General features: G+C 63.7%; 15 protein-coding genes and 1 pseudogene. 10 read left to right on the top strand and 6 right to left on the bottom strand.

The features are described from left to right. Nucleotides 1–8: 8 nt before the first annotated feature. Nucleotides 9–1,724, bottom strand: a complete 1,716-nt coding sequence (locus IV501_RS09590) for an alkaline phosphatase family protein (RefSeq protein WP_200555265.1) — start codon at nucleotides 1,722–1,724, stop codon at nucleotides 9–11. Between the two features lie 128 nt (nucleotides 1,725–1,852). On the opposite strand from IV501_RS09590, the gene IV501_RS16405 reads away from it, so the two are divergent. After that, the gene (locus IV501_RS16405) at nucleotides 1,853–1,975 is read left to right on the top strand and encodes a hypothetical protein (protein ID WP_267910389.1); all 123 of its coding nucleotides are present in this window, start codon (nucleotides 1,853–1,855) and stop codon (nucleotides 1,973–1,975) included. Nucleotides 1,976–1,987: 12 nt separating this feature from the next. Here the strand turns inward: IV501_RS16405 and IV501_RS09585 are convergent, their stop codons facing one another. The 5 genes from IV501_RS09585 to IV501_RS09565 form a co-directional block, all read right to left on the bottom strand. After that, nucleotides 1,988–2,722, bottom strand: a complete 735-nt coding sequence (locus IV501_RS09585; RefSeq protein ID WP_200555266.1) for a phosphatase PAP2 family protein — start codon at nucleotides 2,720–2,722, stop codon at nucleotides 1,988–1,990. Then, nucleotides 2,719–5,214: a glycosyltransferase gene (locus IV501_RS09580; protein ID WP_200555267.1), complete on the bottom strand. Its 2,496-nt coding sequence runs from the start codon at nucleotides 5,212–5,214 to the stop codon at nucleotides 2,719–2,721. The genes IV501_RS09585 and IV501_RS09580 overlap by 4 nt, the downstream gene beginning before the upstream one ends. A 113-nt stretch (nucleotides 5,215–5,327) precedes the next feature. Beyond that, on the bottom strand, nucleotides 5,328–6,854 hold the full coding sequence (locus tag IV501_RS09575; RefSeq protein ID WP_234698317.1) for a glycosyltransferase family 39 protein: 1,527 nt from the start codon (nucleotides 6,852–6,854) through the stop codon (nucleotides 5,328–5,330). A gap of 58 nt (nucleotides 6,855–6,912) precedes the next feature. Further along, nucleotides 6,913–7,917 (bottom strand): sensor histidine kinase, encoded by a 1,005-nt coding sequence (locus IV501_RS09570; protein ID WP_307812183.1) that lies wholly within the window; start codon nucleotides 7,915–7,917, stop codon nucleotides 6,913–6,915. Further along, a complete protein-coding gene (locus IV501_RS09565; protein ID WP_200555269.1) occupies nucleotides 7,914–8,576 on the bottom strand; it encodes a response regulator transcription factor in 663 nt (220 codons plus the stop codon). The genes IV501_RS09570 and IV501_RS09565 overlap by 4 nt, the downstream gene beginning before the upstream one ends. 117 nt (nucleotides 8,577–8,693) lie before the next feature. On the opposite strand from IV501_RS09565, the gene IV501_RS09560 reads away from it, so the two are divergent. From IV501_RS09560 to IV501_RS09520, 9 genes and pseudogenes are all read left to right on the top strand, one after another. Beyond that, on the top strand, nucleotides 8,694–10,115 hold the full coding sequence (locus IV501_RS09560; RefSeq protein ID WP_200555270.1) for a DUF2079 domain-containing protein: 1,422 nt from the start codon (nucleotides 8,694–8,696) through the stop codon (nucleotides 10,113–10,115). A gap of 68 nt (nucleotides 10,116–10,183) precedes the next feature. Next, complete coding sequence (locus IV501_RS09555) at nucleotides 10,184–10,828, top strand: DedA family protein (protein WP_200555271.1); 645 nt, start codon at nucleotides 10,184–10,186, stop codon at nucleotides 10,826–10,828. A gap of 90 nt (nucleotides 10,829–10,918) precedes the next feature. Beyond that, the gene (locus IV501_RS09550; RefSeq protein WP_200555272.1) at nucleotides 10,919–11,131 is read left to right on the top strand and encodes a hypothetical protein; all 213 of its coding nucleotides are present in this window, start codon (nucleotides 10,919–10,921) and stop codon (nucleotides 11,129–11,131) included. Continuing rightward, complete coding sequence (locus IV501_RS16560; protein ID WP_307812184.1) at nucleotides 11,128–11,895, top strand: COG4705 family protein; 768 nt, start codon at nucleotides 11,128–11,130, stop codon at nucleotides 11,893–11,895. Before IV501_RS09550 ends, IV501_RS16560 begins: the two co-directional genes overlap by 4 nt. Nucleotides 11,896–12,227: 332 nt before the next feature. Next, nucleotides 12,228–12,638 carry a hypothetical protein gene (locus tag IV501_RS09540; protein ID WP_185204220.1) on the top strand — a complete coding sequence of 137 codons (411 nt, stop codon included), beginning with the start codon at nucleotides 12,228–12,230 and terminating at the stop codon, nucleotides 12,636–12,638. Next, nucleotides 12,524–13,138: pseudogene (locus tag IV501_RS16720) on the top strand (ATP-binding cassette domain-containing protein); the annotation flags it as partial. The gene IV501_RS09540 and the pseudogene IV501_RS16720, both read left to right, overlap by 115 nt. A 251-nt stretch (nucleotides 13,139–13,389) precedes the next feature. Further along, nucleotides 13,390–14,664, top strand: a complete 1,275-nt coding sequence (locus IV501_RS09530; RefSeq protein WP_200555274.1) for a hypothetical protein — start codon at nucleotides 13,390–13,392, stop codon at nucleotides 14,662–14,664. Then, complete coding sequence (locus IV501_RS09525) at nucleotides 14,664–15,263, top strand: hypothetical protein (RefSeq protein WP_200555275.1); 600 nt, start codon at nucleotides 14,664–14,666, stop codon at nucleotides 15,261–15,263. Before IV501_RS09530 ends, IV501_RS09525 begins: the two co-directional genes overlap by 1 nt. Before the next feature lie 293 nt (nucleotides 15,264–15,556). After that, nucleotides 15,557–17,230 (top strand): TnsB C-terminal domain-containing protein, encoded by a 1,674-nt coding sequence (locus tag IV501_RS09520; RefSeq protein WP_200555276.1) that lies wholly within the window; start codon nucleotides 15,557–15,559, stop codon nucleotides 17,228–17,230.

The raw sequence follows: 17,230 nt of genomic DNA, 5'->3' as shown, positions 1-17,230 counted from the left end.
GCCCGCTCTCACGTCCCGAAAAGCTCACGGCCGTGCTTCTCCAACAGCTCTGATGCATCCGCGTAGGTCTTCGGAATCGGATCGCCAGGTTGCCCGTACTTGGCCAGCAGCACCCCCAGAAGTCCGACCGCGGGAGCGCTCAGCGGGTGCACCGCGTTAGAACCGTGGGCCGGTCCGAGCGTTTCGGGGTTTCCCGGAACGTAGTGAGCTGTCGTCGTCGGCCACGACGATGGCTGCCGCGCGGAGGGGAGCGTCGCGGCATTGTGCAAAGTGGTCGCGCCCTTGTCCCGGTCGGTGAGACGAGGGAGACCGTATTGACTACACAGAGTGCTGGGGATCGCACCGTGATGCATCTCGTCGTGAATAACGGTGCCCGCGGCGGTGTACGCCGAGATCACCAGAGCGGGCACTCGAACACCCAAGCGGTCGAAGCCGAAGCCGAGCTCTCCCACCTTTCCATCGCCCGGAGGGATGGCAGCGGGCGGTGGCACGTGATCGTAGGTACCACCCGTCTCGTCAAAGGTGACCACCAGCATGGTGTTCACCGCGTTCGACCCCTTCGCCGAGGCGCTCGTTTTGATCGAGGTGTAGATCTCGTGGAGCAGAACCTCTCCAGCTCGGGCATCGGAAACTCCGCTTCCCGTGACGACCTTGCCATCAATGGTCTGCGCCGTGATGGCGCCGGTACCCGGGTGCATGTCGTTGTGGTTGTAGATCATGCGGGGTTCGATGAAGCTGTAGACCGGGAGAGTTCCTCCCGCCACGTCATCATGGAACTGCGTCATCGTGCGGAAGTGCGTCTTCCAGAACGGTTCCAGCACCGGCGCGTGGATGAGCCCGGTTAACGAGATGAGCTGGCTCTCGTCGAAGTAGACGGCCCAGCTCAGCCCGGCATCATCCAGGCGATTGAAGATCGTCGGCGCATCGTTCAGCGCCGGGTCGATCCATTTGCCGAAACCGCCCGCTCCTTTGTTCTCCACGAAGCCGTTGGAGGTGGATGCGTGCATGAACGAGCGGTTCGCGAAGGTCTGGGTCGGCACGGGCGCATGCCAATGGTCGTAGATCGCGAAGTTCTTCGCGAGGGTCGAAAACACGGGCAGCATCGCCGGAGTGAACGAGCCCATGATGACGCTGTATTCGGCTTCGGTGAGCTCGACCCCGGTCTTCGCCCGGTGGTTGTTGATGAAATCGGTCACAAACCCGCTCATGGTCGGCTGTGCACCCGGCCCCGGGGCGTTATATGGAGCTACCGGGGTCACGGCGTGGGCGTTACTGGCCGGGCGCACGATTCCGAAGAGCTGGGTGTTGATGTGCGGGTACTCCTCCCCGGCATTGGGAGACGGGCTGCTCATGATCTCGTCGGTGGGCCCCGAATAAGGATGCGCCTCGACGCGAGTTCCGTCGGGAGCCGAGTTCGAATGTACTTTCGCAGCCAGACCCTCGAACCTCTGCCCGGCAGGTAGCGGATAGCCGTGGTCGGAGTAGAGGTAGCCGAACAGGTTGTCGAAGGACCGGTTCTCGAACGCCAGAACAACAAGATGGTCGAATCCCGTTCCCGCGGGGCGTTCGGCCAGCGCGTCCGCATCCTGCGTGCGATCGACGTTGTGTCCGATGCCGACCCCCGCCCCGAGTCCGGCGGCGAGTCCCGCCGCTCCCCAGGCGATCCGGCCCAGAAAGGCTCGTCGACTCGGCTTCGCACTCTGCGGTGCTTCGGCAGCGTCCATGCGGTGAGCCTCCCACACAGAGCAGCCCCAGAGGAGATCTTGCCTTAGGAGTTTCTGAGAACCAGTGGACGATCGTGGCTGAGGCGAGTGGTCAGTCGCTCGCCTCCAGTGTCTCGTCAGGAGCAGTCGTGGTCGCCGTATTGATCGGAGCGTGCGCAGTCCTCGCGGGGTCTCTGCTCGCCGTCAGCTGGATGTCCGTAGTGGTACTCGCCGAGTACTCCGACGAGACGGACGAGTTCTCCGACGACTGAATCCCGGTGAACTCAGTCGAGACGCGAGACCGGTCTGCGAGCCGCTCGATCCCACACCGGAGCTGTCGCGGCGAAGCGCTCCCAGAGCACCGACAGCGTCGACACCACAACCACGGAATAGACCAGCGATGCGGTCACATCCGACACGTAGTGCACGCCCAGATACACCCGGGACCAGGCAACAACCACGGCACTCGCTGCACCGATTACGACGATCGCAGGTTGCCACCGGCGCCCTCGGGCCAACACGATCAGGGTCAGCGCCAGTGATGCGGCGAACGCTGTGTGCCCGCTGGGATAACTGTTCGACGCCTCGTGAATGAGGGGATGAGCAAGCAGACTTCCGTCGGGGCGCGGGCGGTGGACGAGTACCTTGATCGCGTCTGTCCCCAGCCACGAGCCGGAGACGATTCCGACGAACTGGACGGTGGTGCGCAGCCGGCGGGTGACGACCCAGATGATCACCGCCACCATCACGACGATCGTTGCAGCGACCCGCGGACTGAACAGTGTGTTGATGGCGAGTGCCAGCGCATCGAGCGCGGCGACATGTGCACGGCTGACGGCTTCGAGCACATTCATCTCCCGCGCGGTCCAGCTGCGCGAGGCCGTCATCGCCATGCCCACCCCCACGAGGAGCAGTATGGCCGCGATGCCAGATCCGCTGATGACCAGCACGCGGGATCGGGTTGGCCGCGAATCAGCGGGCGCTCCGACGGGCGATTCGGTCAGCGATCCGTCAATCATGCTGCGGCCGTGAAGTGAACAGGAGTGATGTTCATCGCGTCGGTAAATTCCGCCAGCGCGAGGGCGTTGTACTGGCGTGCATCGAGTCGCGCGGGCTGGACCTGTCCGTGCAGGTACTCAGCCATGCCGAGGGCGAGCGCCGCGCTGTCCTGGTCGACGATGTGGATCTCTCCGGGAGGGAGTGCGTCTGTAATCGACGCAAACCTCACCGAGACGATCGGTAGTCGCAAAGTCGCGGCCTCCAAGAGCACCATGGGTTGACCCTCGTAGTTGCTCGACAACACGAAGCAATCGGCGGCGGCCATCACGGGGACGGGGTTGGCCAGGTGACCGACCAGGAAGACGGATGAACTCAGGCCGAGGTGATCGATCTGCTTCTGCAATGCGGACTCCAGCGGTCCGTATCCGATGATCAGCAGCCGGGCCTCGGGTGCTGTCGCATGCAGAGCAGCGAAACTATCAATCAGCCGCGCATGGTTCTTCTCCGTGGAGTACCGCCCGACGGTGACAAACCATCGCCCGTCCCGGGGCCGGGTGAACTCGCCGAGCCACGGCGGGGTGTGGGAGGCGCCGTCTGCGTCGATCGTGGTCACCGATTGCTCGAGGTCGTCGGCCGCCATCGAGAGGATGCGGGCCGAATCGATCAGATTGCGGCTCGTCACGAAGACGCTCGGGTCGAGGGTGTACCTGCGTTCGAGCGACCGTCGATTCACCGCCGCGAGGCTGGGCGACACCGAGACTAGGCGGTCGTATTGCGAATACAACGCGAAGACCGCGGGAAGTGAGCGTCGCATCCGCCGGCGCCCCTTGATCACCCGATGCTCCTCAGCGGCCATGTCGTTGTGCAGCCAGATCAGCCGCTCTGCGCCGGGGGAGTGGAGCAGCAGCGTGGCCCAGAACGAGCTGTATCCGCTGAAGTCCGCGACCACATCGAAACTCATGTCGCCGAAGGTGCGTCGCCACTCGTCGGCCCACAGCGCTGCCTGGCCTGGCACGGTGTGGTGAAGGTCAGGGAGGCCGCGTCGCTCCGCCGTCTCCCGTCGGAAGTGGGGGAGTTTGTGGCCGTTCATCCCGCCGGAGCGATGGAATTGCCGTATTCGAGGATCGATGCGCGCCTGATTCGCTCGCTGGTCTGCGCTGCGCGGGCGCTGGATCACGATGGAGACATCGACGCTGTCGTGATCGATCGCAGTGAGCAGATTGAGAGCTGAACTGGTGATCCCGTTCGATCGCATACCTCCAAGGTGGAGCAGCACCCGCGTCCGCGCGTCGTCCGAGATGCGAAACACCCGGCGCAGGTCGGTGTGGCCGCGGAAGATCACATCGACGACGCGGCGGGATGCGCCACCGTCCTCTCGTGCCACGAACCGCTCTTTCCAGACCTCGTAATTGGGGTGGGGCACCACAGGAGTACCGTCGCCCGCCGACCGCGCGATCTGGTCGGCGACCTGCGCGAGCTGCGACACCACCGGTCCCGGCAGTTCGTCGGGGGCGAAGTAGGTTCCGCGCGACCCGGTGTATTCGGCGGCATCCGGGGTGTAGAAGATGATGGGCAGACCGGTGGCGAGAAAGTCGAAGAAGATCGAGGAGTAGTCCGTGATCAGCTGACTCGCCAGCCCCAGAATCGTGTTGGTGGGAATGTCGTTGGGCACGAGAATGCTCTTCAGCTCCGGCTGGGACGCGGCGAAACGGTGCACCACCTGGTGGGTCTTCAGCAACACCATGTACTCCGATGACCCCAGACGGTCCTGCAGCTCACTCACGGTTGCAAGGAGCGCGTTCGCGTCGTCTTCGGGATTGGCGAAGGAGTCGCCCTTCCAGGTGGGCGCGTAGAGCACGATGTTGCGGCCATCCAGCTGGATCCCCGCCTCTTCTAGTCGCGCGTGGGCAGCGAGGAAGCAGCCCCGATCGAGGAATTGGCGATCGACCCGGGGGTAGCCCTCCTCGACGATCCGCCCGCGAAAGGCACCCCGCAACTTGTATGCACTCTCGTACATCTGCTCGGTCATGAAGTGGTTCTGCGAGAGCAGGTAGTCTGCCGCGACGAAGTTCCGGACCGTGTTTGCGGAATCGACGGCACCACCCGGCATGTCGTAGCCCATCTTCTTCAGCGGTGTTCCGTGCCAGGTGTTGACGTACACCTGGCCGGGACGCTTCGAGAACTCGATCGGGAAGGTCGCGTTGTTGATGAGGTATCCGCTCGTCGCGAGCGCACGGAAGTACCGGCCCGAGCGGTATTTCACGAAGCGCACGCGGCGGTCGTGAGCGAACTCCCTGCGGATCTCATCGTGTCCAGCCCCGGCGAGCACCCAGATGTGACGAATGTCGCTCAGATCGGGAGAGCGGATGATCTCGCGGAACATGGCTTCCGGATTATCAAGCACCCCGTTTCCGGCGAACGACTCGTACATGACCGTTCGCGGACGAAGGGGCGCCCTCGCCGCCCACGCCCGCAGTTCCGCCTGGGCAGCGCGCCGGACTCGACGCAACACCCGTGCGATCGTTCGCTGTGTCGTGGTGAGCATTCTTTCCTCCGCGAGAGGTCGATTCCTCTACGAGCGCGAGTCTCACCCGACCGATCACAGACGGCTATAAGAAAGCTCCCTCAGCGGGTGAATCCCATAATGACGCTTCGATGGGTCCGCACAGAGGTCCGCTGGGTGAAACCGAGTGACTCGAGTTCAGAGATTCCTGCTGTATCCATATGCCCGGGCAGTGCGTACTCGACCATCCAGATTCTGGTGATGCCAGAGAGCCTGCCGAGCCGGTTGGCTTCGGCAACCGTGTATGTGCTGTCGAACCACGTCGTGTTCTGCGAGTACGGGGTTTTCAGAGTGATGTCGTCGAGACCCGTGAATCCCGCCGGATACACGTCGAACGCGAGCCGTGTTCTTCGAGATGGCCGCGACGAATCGTCGAAAGCCACCGCATCTCCCGGCTGAGCGAGGGAGCGGATATCAGCGCTGATCACCGCCCAATCGCTGTTGTTCTTCGCGTACGGGCCACGCTGCTGCACCCATCCGGGGATCGCCACGGCAACGATCGCCGCGCAGGCGAGCGCGATGAGCGGCACGCGACGATGGGCGAGCCGGATGACACCGATCGCCATCATCAACGCCGCGGCTGGCGCGCACATCGACAGGTAACGAGCGGTGAAATCCGGTATGAGCAGACGGCTCGAGACCAGGAGCACGCTCGGCACGAATAGCCACGCTCCGATCACCACGGTTGGCGACAGCGAGTGGTCGCCGTTCGACAGACCCCGGGCCCGGCGCGCGACTACATCGCGGGTGAAGAAGGCGACGGCTGCGATGATCGCCACCCACGCCACGACGGCGAACGAGGTCATCCCGAACCAGACGGTCACGAACAGCGAGTAGAAGTCGGTGGTGACCCGATCGGCGAGAAAACCGATCTGCGAGTGCTCGAAGATGCCGGCCACGACCAGGGGGGACACGACGATGACGACAACGACCATGGTGCGCGCCCACGGACGGATCAGCGGTCGCGTACGGGCGCTGACGAGCAGTACGGCAAGGTGCGCGATAGCAATGAGGGCCAGGTAGAGGAAGAGGTAGATCCCGACGGCCAGAACAGTGCCGTAGACGATCCACTGCCGGCGTCGCCGACGTTCGCTCCGCAGGATCGACACGAACACGATCGTCAACCAGGTCGCGGCGGCGGCGGTGAAGGCATACGACCGGGCTTCGTCGCCCATTCCGGTCACCCGGGGCAGCACCGCACAGATCATCCCGCCGACGACGCCCACCGTGAGCGAGTCCAGCCTGGTGCCGAGAACGACGACGCCGGCGACGCAGACGCCGATCGCGACTGCGCTCGGGAACCGTACCGAGAACGGGGATGCCCCGAAGAGTTCGATCCAGAAATGGAGCCCGAGATAGTAGGTGGCGTGAACCGCGTCAACATGGCCGAGCATGGCGAACAAGCTGGGAATCGACCGCTGGGCAGAGAGCACACTGGCCGCCTCATCGCCCCATAACGACGGGATCCACGACCCGCTCACGGAGACGGCCGCCGCGCACAGTCCCACAAGCACGGCGAGCAGCGGCATCCGTCGGGCCACGCCGAGCCCGATCGCGGTGGGGGCGAGGCGTTCTCGAGTGAGTGCCATCACGCCAGCACAGTCGGGTGCCTCTCAGAAAGCTCGAAGAATGTCGGATCTGCTGCGTTCAGCGCGCCAGGGGGATGAGCAACTCGATCTCCGTCCCCTGGGCAGAGGTCGCGGAGACGGTGGCCCGTCCGCCCACCCGTTCAACGGTGTCACGAACCAGCGACAGGCCGATCCCGAAGCCCGTGCGGCTGGTGCCTCCGCCATCGACAGACGAGCCCGAGCGGGCGAATCGATCGAAAATCCTCGCCGGCTCGATGCCCTGGATTCCGGCGCCCTCGTCGCGCACAGCGAGGCGAGCCATCCCTTTCTGCTCGGTCAGCGACACCGTCACCGTGGAACCCGGCGGCGCGAAGTCCAGAGCGTTGTCGAGCAAAGCGACGAGGCATCGATGGATGCTCGCTGGCGGCACCATCGTCGACAGTTGCGTCGTGTCGACCAGGCTGATCGTTACATGCTTATCCGCGGCGAGAACCCGCATCGAATTCACGGCCAGTACGGCGACGGGGTTGACCGCGACGGGCTCGGGATCGCCGTTCGGTACGGCCTCGGCCGACACCAACAGGTCGTTGACGATCTCGATCAGCGTCTTAGCGTCTTGTCGCAACTCGGACACGATCTCGGTCGAACGATCCTGCGGCGTGAGGCCGCGCTGGAGCAACTGGAGGCGAGCATCGAGCACTGCCAAGGGGGTTCGCAGCTCGTGGCTGGCATCGGCGACAAACGCACGTTGGCTGCGGAGGGCGTCGCCCAGCGGCCGCACCGCCCTCCGTGTGGCGAAGATGCTCATGGCTGCGGCCAGCAGAATGGCCACCACGCCGATCACGATGCCCGCCATCAGAATATCGATCCCCCCGATGTCGATCGTGGTCTCGTGCGGGCCGTTCCGGTCAAATAGTTTGGCTGCGGGAATGTGTCTCAGCACGAAGACGAGCGCCGCGACGAGAACTCCGATCACGAGAATTGCTGACGCCACTGTGATCTGAGCGCCGACCACTCGCGCGGCTCGACGCACCGCCCGCGCGTCGGCGTCGATGAGTTGACCGTTCGACCGACTCGCTTTCACAGCGCGCCCAAGCGGTAGCCCTGCCCGCGCACGGTCGTGATCAGGTCGGGATCGGTCTTGCGACGGACGTAGTGAACGTAGGTGTCGACGGTGCCGGGCAGGTCGCTCTCGTCGAACACCTGACGCAGGATCTGTTCCCTGCTGTACGTGCGCTGCGGATTCTCGGCGAAGAGGCGCAGCAGGGCGTTTTCCCGTTCGGTGAGGATCATGCGGCCTTCGTAGGGAGAGTAGACGGTGCGACTCTCCGGGTAGAACTCCCACAGCCCGATGCGCACGAAGGGGCCCTCTCCGGTGAACACCCGGCGGATCGCGCGGAGTCGGGCGAACAATTCATCGAACTCGAACGGTTTCACGAGGTAGTCGTTCGCCCCCGCATCCAGCCCCTGCACTTTGTCGTGGATGGTGCCAAGCGCGGTGAGAATCAACATGGGCGTCGTCACGCCCTTCTTTCGAAGAGCCTCGATGAGCTCCAGGCCGTCCAGGTTGGGCAATCGCCTGTCCACTACCATCGCCTCGAAATCGCTCGAGAGCGCCAAATCCAGAGCCTCCCTGCCGTCGTCGACGAGGGTGACCTCATAGACCTCCTCCAGAACCTGCCGCATGACTGCTCCCAACTTGGAGTCGTCCTCGACGAGGAGCAGACGCGGTCGGATGTCCATAGTGAAGTGTCCCTAAATTGAGTCCACGCTAACAGCGGTAATTTTGTGCACCACACAAGCGCGACTGAGCCGCGAAATCTGAGAGATTTCTGCGACCCCCCGGATCACTGTGGCCCCATGTACCGCCACGCCCCCCGCCTGCGCCGACTGGTCACGCGAGGGCACCAGAACGTCCGCATCGCGGTGCGTCGCGATTTCATCGCGATCGTCTTCGTGCTCGGTCTGTTCGCCATGTACTCGACGCTGGCCGTACGACGGCAGCTGACCTTCCACACCGCCGGATGGGATCTCGGGATCTTCGAACAGGCGGTGCGCAACTACTCCCTGCTCCGAGCACCTATCTCGCTCCTGAAGGGCGCTGACGTCAACCTCCTCGGCGACCACTTCCATCCGATCCTGATGGTGCTTGCCCCCCTCTATGCCATCGCGCCGAGCCCCGTGACGCTGCTCGTCGCGCAGTCGTTTCTCTTCGCGCTAGCAGCGTGGCCCTTAGTCGCCTGGGCGAGAACCGCACTCGGTCGCTGGCCGGCCGTCTGTGTCGGGCTCGGGTACGGTTTCTCCTTCGGAATCGCCGCAGCCGCCGGGTTCGACTTTCACGAGATCGCCTTCGCCGTTCCACTTATCGCCTTCTCGCTGAGCGCGCTGGGGCGGGGGCGGCTCGGTGGAGCGGCGATCTGGGCGCTTCCGCTCGTGCTGGTCAAGGAGGATCTTGGCCTCTCCGTCGTCGCCGTGATCGGCTGCCTGATCTTCTGTCGCGGACGACACCAACTCGGCGTGTCCGTGGCCATCATCGGCGCGGCGGCGAGCATCCTCGAGATCCTCGTCATCCTTCCCGCCATCAACGGCTCGGGGGGATACCACTACTGGGCGAAAGTCTCGAAAGAGCCGCTCCTGCAGGTGCTGGGGACGGATGCGGGAGGCAAGTTGCTGACGCTTCTCGCCACGATCGCGATCACCGGGTTCCTCGCCCTCCGTTCACCGCTGGTGCTGGCGGCCGTGCCCACGTTGCTCTGGCGGTTCGCCAGTAACGACCCCAGCTACTGGGGCACGAACTACCACTACAGCGCCGTTGTTATGCCGGTAGTGTTCGCCGCGATGATCGACGGGGGCACTCGCATCCGTGCAGTGGATTCCCCGACAGCGCGCGGAGTCGTTCGCGGCGCACTCGCGCTATCTCTGATCGTGACCGCGATGCTGATTCCCTCGCACGCGCTCGCTCAACTCGTGACCCCCACGCTCTGGCAACCCAACCCTCGCGCCTCGGCGATCGACACGGCGCTGGCGATGATCCCGTCGGGGGCGTCAGTGTCCGCGTCGGATGACCTCGTTCCGCAGCTCACCTCCCGTGACGATGTCACCCTGTTCGGGCTGCTCCCGGCGGGCATGGACACCCCGACCTGGATCGTGGTGGATCCGCATTCCACACGACACTTCGCGGTAACCCGCAAGGCGGAGCATCGCGATCTACTTTCTGCGCAGCGACATGACTATCGCGTCGTGTTCGCCCGCGACGGCATCACGCTGCTTAGGCGCACCTGACCACTCCGATGAGCACCCGAGTCTGTTGATGAGTGATTTCTTACGCGCGATAGTCGACACTGAAGACCATGAACCTCTCGGAACTCCTGCTGACGATCGCCTCGTCTCCGTGGGCGTTCGTGGTTCTGGCCACGCTGCTCATCGTCGACGGGTTCTTCCCGCTGGTTCCCGGCGAGACGACTGTCGTCATACTGACGAGCCTCGGAGCGGCGGGCCTCGGGCCATCACCTCTCGCGGTGCTTCTCGTCTCCATCGCGGCGACCATGGTCGGCGACGGGGTGGCGTTTTGGATTGGGAGGGCGGTCGGCACCGACCGGTGGGGTTGGATGCGCCGACCCCGTATTTCTCGGGCTCTCACGTGGGCGGCGGGACGGATCGAGAAGCATCCGGCGGCCGCGTTGATCGGTGCGAAGTTCTTGCCATACGCCCGGGTCGCGGTGACCATGACCGCCGGCGCGACGGGCTTGTCGACGCGACGGTATCTGCCCCTCTCGCTTGCCGCGTCATCTCTCTACACCGGCTACCACGTGCTGGTCGCGAGCGTGGCAGGCGCAGCCCTCGCCGCCAATCCACTCGCGGGAGTGGCTGTCTCTCTCGGGGTGGGTGCGCTGCTCTCGGCTACTATCGCCGCGGTGCAGCGGCTGCGTTCGCGTCGAGAGCGAGGACTCTCCGTCGACCGGCCCACCCGACTGCCGGGCGATGCGAACGCCTGATCGACGGCCTGCCGCTCTGCCGGTGAATTAGTGGTTTCTTAGACGTGGCCCGGTTGGGTTTCTCTCGCACCAACGACTGGAGAGAACAGAATGCCGCTGACCACGACAACGCCCGGGTGGATCACGACGGTCGTGTTCGCGGCTGCGCTGCCCGCGACCGTCGTGGCCTGGTCCCGCAGGGAGGGAACCCTGTCGATTCACTCGATCACCAGCTCCGTGCGCGAACGCATTCCGTCGCGCCGGGTGCCCCTGAGCACCGGTGCAGCGCCGTCCGGCTTCGGTCCGATCCAGGGAGTGGAGTGACAATCGCCAGCAAGGTCCCGCAGATTACCGCCGTCTTCTGGATCGTGAAGGTGCTCACGACGGGCATGGGGGAGACAACGTCGGACTTCCTCGTCACGCATGGCAACCCCGTCGTCGCGGTGATCGTCTCCGCGGTCGTGTTCGCCGGAGTCTTGGCTGCCCAGTTCGTTACACGGCGCTACATCCCGTGGCTTTACTGGCTCACCGTCGTCATGGTCAGCGTGTTCGGCACGATGGTCGCGGATGTGACCCACATCGTGTTCGGGGTGCCGTACCTGGCCTCGACCGTGGCGTTCTCCACCGCCCTCGCCGTGGTGTTCCTTCTCTGGCGCCGGATCGAAGGCACCCTGTCGATCCACAGCATCACCAGTCGTCGACGGGAGGTGTTCTACTGGGCGACGGTGCTCTGCACATTCGCCCTGGGCACCGCGGCCGGTGACATGACCGCGACCACTCTGCACCTCGGATACCTCGCCTCTGGCATCCTCTTTGCCATCGTGATGGCGGTCCCTCTGCTCTCGTACCGGTGGCTCCGGATGAACGCGATCGTCGCGTTTTGGTTCGCCTACATCGTCACCCGGCCGCTTGGTGCATCGTTCGCCGACTGGGCAGGGGTGTCGCACGTACGGGGCGGACTGGCGCTCGGCACGGGTCCGGTCAGCGCGGTTCTGGCGGGGGTGATCGTGGTGCTCGTCACGGCCATGACGATCCGGCGGCGGTCATCCGTTTCGTCCGCTGGTCGGCTGACCGCGACAGGGGACTAGGGTCCGCTCCCGGCTGCGGTAGCGGTAGCTCGTGAATTCGGAGAAAATCCGACGCTAAGGATTTGTGGTGTCGAGTAACGATCGTTTGAGGACGGGTCGACAGGTTTATCGGAATTGCTGTTCACAAGATGCTTAAACTACTGTCCAATAGTTCGCCCGAAATCAGCTTTGCCCAAACCTTCTACTATCGACAGGGCTTTTAACACCGTTTTCGGCAGAGGCGCGCTGATCCAGGTTTTTCATAGGTCCCCACAAGAGCGGACTGCGATGATTCGTCATACCCGCAATGATGTGAGTGTGAGAATTTCTCTCACTAAGACAAGGGGTGTCAGATGTTGAAAAGGAAGTTAGCGACGGTGCTAATCACCGCCACACTTGCGCTTGGAGGCGTCGTCGGAGGCGCCAGCGCTGCGTTCGCCGGCCAGCCCGATGGCTGCGATGTGTATCCGGGTGTCCCGCACCTGTCGGGCGTGAACATCACCGGGTCCGGTTCGGGATCGTGCCTTACGGCGAAGACCTTCGCGTTCGTGTACGAGGTCCACAAGAGCTTCGGTGTCACGAACCCGACGGTTCTGCGTTCGCAGACCGCTTCGAAGACCGCCACGAGTTGGTCAACGTCCGCGACGGGATGCGACACGCAGCCGGGTTACGCGTCGCAGAAGTTCTTCGGCCAGGCGCAGTTCTACGGCCAGGAATACAAGACCACCGGCAACTCAGGCAACCTGAGCTCCTGCCACACTTGATCCAACACGTATCGGCGACAGATTTCTCGGTGGCCTATCGGGGAAAGAAGACCCCAGCCATCGACAACCTTTCCGTTGGGTTCGGCGACGGAGTGACCTCCGTTGTCGGGCCCAACGGGTCCGGCAAGTCCACTCTCTTCAGGTCGCTCGTGACCTTGCAACGTCGCTACGCCGGCCAACTGTCGGTGCTGGGTCACGACCTCCACGACACGTCCAGCCTCCTGGAAGTGCGACGCCGCATCGGGTACCTCCCGCAGGATTTTGACTTCACACCGTCGTTCACCGTTCACGAGTTCGTGTCGTACGTCGCCTGGCTCAAACGCGTCTCAAATCCGGCTAACGCGATCAACGAAGCCATCGCAGCCGTCGGCCTGACAGAACAACGCGACGTTCGCCTGGGTCGCCTATCTGGCGGAATGCGCCGCCGCGCTGGCATCGCACAAGCGATCGTCAACAGCCCCGAGCTGCTACTTCTCGATGAACCAACAGCCGGCCTAGACCCCGAGCAGCGGATCAACTTTCGCCAGCTCATTCGCGATCTGGGAACAGTTCGTGGCGTCATCACCAGCACTCATCTCATCGAAGATGTCCGCGCAGCTTCAAACCACGTCATCGTGCTCAGCCTTGGCCGACTGGCCTTCAATGGATCCGTCGATGACCTCGAGCTCCGGGCCCGCGAAGGAAGCGTCGGAGACACCCCCTTGGAGCGCGCTTACACCGAGGTCTTGAAAAACGGGTCCGGGGCCGACCTGTGATTTCGCTCCACCTACGCCGCTCTCTGTTTGTCATCGGCGCGCCGGTCCTGGCGATCCTCGGATCGCTGGTCGCGATTTATGGTTCCTTCCCTCGACTCGGCTACTGGCCCGATGCAGCAGGAGCATTGTTCGCCTCGGCGAGTATCCTTTCCCCCTTTGTCGCGGGCGCTTCAGCGTGGGACGGATTACGGGAGCGCCGGCATCGCGGTGCCCCACTGCTCATGACCGCCGCGAGACACTGGTCTGATGTCTTTCGACCTCAGATGATCGCCGATCTACTGTGGGCGGTCGCAATCTTCGTGGTTGTGCTCGTGGCGGAGTCCATTCGCACAGTCTTGGCTGGTGGCGCAGGAGCCCCGACGCCCGTCCTCTGGCTCGTTGCATTAGCCGTTGTTGCGGGCTTTTCCGCCCTTGGCTCAGTTCTTGCCGCCGTGATCCGTCACTGGGTGGCAGTGCCGATCGCTGCAACCCTCGGCGTGGTCGCCTACGCGCTGAGCGCCGTTCGCGTAGACCAATTCTTCTTGCCGGGCCTGAATCCTCTGGACGGCTACGTCTCGATCGACTACAACCTGCCGAACACCGCGATGTTTCTCGGTCAGGCTCTCGTGGCGATTGCTGCGCCAGCTCTTCTTGTCACAGGCATCACCCTCGCATCTCGTGCAAACCGTCTTTTTGCCACATGCGGAGCAGCGCTGAGTGTGGCCGTCTTAGCGCTCGGACTCGGCATCGTGGCCGGACAGGAAGCTCGCTACAGCGTGCAAGAGCCAATGAGCCAAGCCGGCGAAATCACAATAACCGGTGGAAAGCCTCTCCTTACCGTGAAGATACTTCCCCAGTACAAAACCATCAGCCAAGACCTGCTCAGGCGATGGAGCCGCCTGGCGGCGATCACCAGCAAAAGCCCCCTGGCGTTCGATCACCTCGAACAAGTTCCCGACAACCATGGTGACGCCGTGCCGAGATTCGGCCGCCTTTACCTCAACCCGTCCTCGACAGACCCCGCGGAAGATTCAATTCAAAGCGCGCTAACCGACATCGACATCTGTTCCACCAAAAGCGACGCCACCCAGCAAGGGATCAGCAACGATATCGCGGTCAACTTCTGGCTGCAGGACGTCCGTAGCCAACAAGGGACAACCATCGGCATCGCCCAAACTAGGGACAACATCAACTACCTCTTCAACTTGTCGCCCGCCGAGGGCCGTGAGTGGTTCGCAAAACACGCGCGCGAGTATACGAGCTGCACTCTCTCCAACACAGACTTCCAGTAGTGCTGAGCTATCTACGGAGCCGTACCTTCGGGTGGACAATCCTCGCCGTCGTGATCATCGACTTACTTCTTGGCGCATTTGCGACTCCGGCGATCGTGATCACCCACGGAAACGACGTCTCGGAAATTCCTTTACTGGTCATCTTCCAGTTCCTGCCCGTGGCCTTCTGCCTCTACGGCCTGGGCACAAGCGGAGCAGGCATCGAGGCCACATCTGCGCGCCGAATCTGGACACTGCGATGCATCACCGCATTGACGTTGAGCGCACTCATGATCGGCCTAAGCGCGCTCGAGTCACTCCGGATAGGCGCCCCGGGGTCACTGGGCATCTTCGCCCCGGTCCGTGCAGAGATTGGCCTCATCGGCGTAGGTCTTCTGTCAACGATGATCCTCGATCGACGGATCGCCGGCATCGTGCCAATCGTCTTCGTGCTTCTGCCGGTCGTCGTATTTCCGCGACCGGATCTTGGCGGACAATTTTGGGGCTTCGTAATGTTCGACACCAACTCAGCCGCATCCTGGACCGTGGCGATCGCACTCTGGTTCATGGGGATGGTGGGCTACACCGCTTTCTTCCGGGAGGCGCGGCTGGCGATATAGCGCTGACCTTCGGCTGGGCTATGACTCGCGCGGGGGGTCGGACTGAGGAGCACTTCAATCTGGACGTTCGTGCCGCTCTCGTCGTCCGTCTGCCACATGCGGATGCGCAGGTGGCCGGAAACGATCGTTCGCGAGACAGTTTCGGACTGCTTCGCTGTCGATGTCTGGGAATTCGAGCACGGGATCTTGCGTGGTCCCGGGGCTTGTGCGCGATTTGATGGACATCTAGATGTTCGTGATTGTGTGCACTATCTTCGACTTCGAACCAGGGTTTCTTCGCGGTGAGGTCGGAGATGGATGAGTCGGAGCAGTTCGAGGTCGAACGCGGAGTCCTGACGTCATCCGCCGCGTCGTGGAGTGTCGCGGTTCATCGGGCCGGGGTGATCAGCGAGCTGGCGTGTCATGAGAACGCTGGTGCTGACCGGGTGGACGAAGCGGCTGCTGCTCTGGGGCTGTCTCGCCGATACGTTTACGAGTTCCTGCGTCGATGGCGTGCAGGCGACGGCGTCGCCTCGGATTTGTTGCCTGGTCGTCGTGGTGCTCCCGCCGGCGGCCGGCACCTGCCGGCAGCCGTGGAGGACATCCTCAGTGAGGCAATTCGGACGCATTACCTGACCAGGCAGAGGCGCAGCGTGGCGGCGGTGTACCGGGAGGTTGCCCGGTTGTGCCGTCTCCGGGGTCTTCCGGTCCCGTCGCGCGGGAGCCTTGTGCGGCGGATCGGCCAGATCGATCCGGTGAAGCAGGTCGACCGACGGGACGGCGCCGATGCGGTGCGTGCCCGTCAGAGTGCGGGTGGGGTGGTGCCACCGGTCCGGCATGTACTGGATCAGGTGCAAATCGATCACACTCCGGTGGATGTCATCGTCGTCGACGAACGCCACCGCCTCCCGATCGGCCGCCCGTACGTCACGGTCGGGATCGACGTCTACAGCCGCAGCATTGTCGGGCTGGTGGTGACGTTGGAGGCCCCGTCAGCCCTGTCGGCCGGGTTGTGTCTGTCGAACATGGTTACGGACAAACGGGACTGGTTGGAGCGGCTCGGAGCTGACGTGTCGTGGCCGATGAGCGGGAAACCGGCGGAGCTGTACCTGGATAATGCGGCCGAGTTCCACAGTGAGGCCCTCCGTCGTGGGTGTGAGCAGCACGGCATCCGGCTGCGGTACCGGCCGCCGGGGCAGCCGCACTACGGCGGCATCGTGGAGCGGGTCATCGGCACGATGATGAAAACGGTCCACGAACTCCCCGGGACGACGTTCTCCAACCCGCAAGAGCGGGGCAGGTACGACTCCGAGAAGACGGCAGCGTTGACGCTCAAGGAATTGGAGCGGTGGCTGGTGCTCGCGATCGCGAGCTACCACGGCAGCGTGCACGGGGGAATCGGCCGGACACCCGTGGGCCGGTGGAACGCAGGGCTGGCCGAGATGGCCCCGGTCGTGGTGGTGAACCCGGCCGCGTTCCTGATCGACTTCCTCCCTGTCATCCGCCGGACCCTGACCCGGTCGGGATTCACCATCGACCACGTCCAGTACTTTTCCGATGCCTTGAAGCCGTGGATTGCGAGGCGGGAGAAGTTGGGCCGGTTCGTGATCCGGCGAGATCCCCGGGACATCAGCCGCGTGTGGGTCCTGGACCCGGAGGGAACCGAGTACATGCCGGTCCCGTATCGGCGGTTGTCGCACCCGCCGGTGACCGTTTGGGAGCAGAAGGCCGCTGTAGCTGCGCTCCGGGCGGAAGGGCGGGCGGACGTGGACGAAGAAGCACTTTTCCGTCAGATCGAGCTCATGCGCGACGTCGTGACAGCCGCTGCCCGGACGACGAAACGCGCGCGGCGTGATACCGAGCGGCGCACCACCACGCCTTCGGCGCCCCGCACTTCAACTGCGGCGCTTATCCCACCTATAGAAGTGAACGAGGACCCGAGCTCGCCGGAGGCGGCGGCGCCCTTTGCGGAGATCGAGGAGTGGTGA

This window comes from Lacisediminihabitans changchengi (genome assembly GCF_016634425.1).
In the GTDB taxonomy this organism is placed as follows: Bacteria; Actinomycetota; Actinomycetes; order Actinomycetales; family Microbacteriaceae; genus Lacisediminihabitans; species Lacisediminihabitans changchengi.
This window is presented reverse-complemented; position numbering and strand designations above follow the sequence as displayed.

Excerpts from the sequence above, each read along its gene's own strand:
- IV501_RS09575 (WP_234698317.1), bottom strand. The coding sequence starts at position 6,854 with ATGGCACTCACTCGAGAACGCCTCGCCCCCACCGCGATCGGGCTCGGC.
- IV501_RS09565 (WP_200555269.1), bottom strand. The coding sequence starts at position 8,576 with ATGGACATCCGACCGCGTCTGCTCCTCGTCGAGGACGACTCCAAGTTG.
- IV501_RS09540 (WP_185204220.1), top strand. The coding sequence starts at position 12,228 with ATGTTGAAAAGGAAGTTAGCGACGGTGCTAATCACCGCCACACTTGCG.
- IV501_RS09585 (WP_200555266.1), bottom strand. The coding sequence starts at position 2,722 with ATGATTGACGGATCGCTGACCGAATCGCCCGTCGGAGCGCCCGCTGAT.
- IV501_RS09520 (WP_200555276.1), top strand. The coding sequence starts at position 15,557 with ATGGATGAGTCGGAGCAGTTCGAGGTCGAACGCGGAGTCCTGACGTCA.
- IV501_RS09550 (WP_200555272.1), top strand. The coding sequence starts at position 10,919 with ATGCCGCTGACCACGACAACGCCCGGGTGGATCACGACGGTCGTGTTC.
- IV501_RS09590 (WP_200555265.1), bottom strand. The coding sequence starts at position 1,724 with ATGGACGCTGCCGAAGCACCGCAGAGTGCGAAGCCGAGTCGACGAGCC.
- IV501_RS09560 (WP_200555270.1), top strand. The coding sequence starts at position 8,694 with ATGTACCGCCACGCCCCCCGCCTGCGCCGACTGGTCACGCGAGGGCAC.
- IV501_RS09555 (WP_200555271.1), top strand. The coding sequence starts at position 10,184 with ATGAACCTCTCGGAACTCCTGCTGACGATCGCCTCGTCTCCGTGGGCG.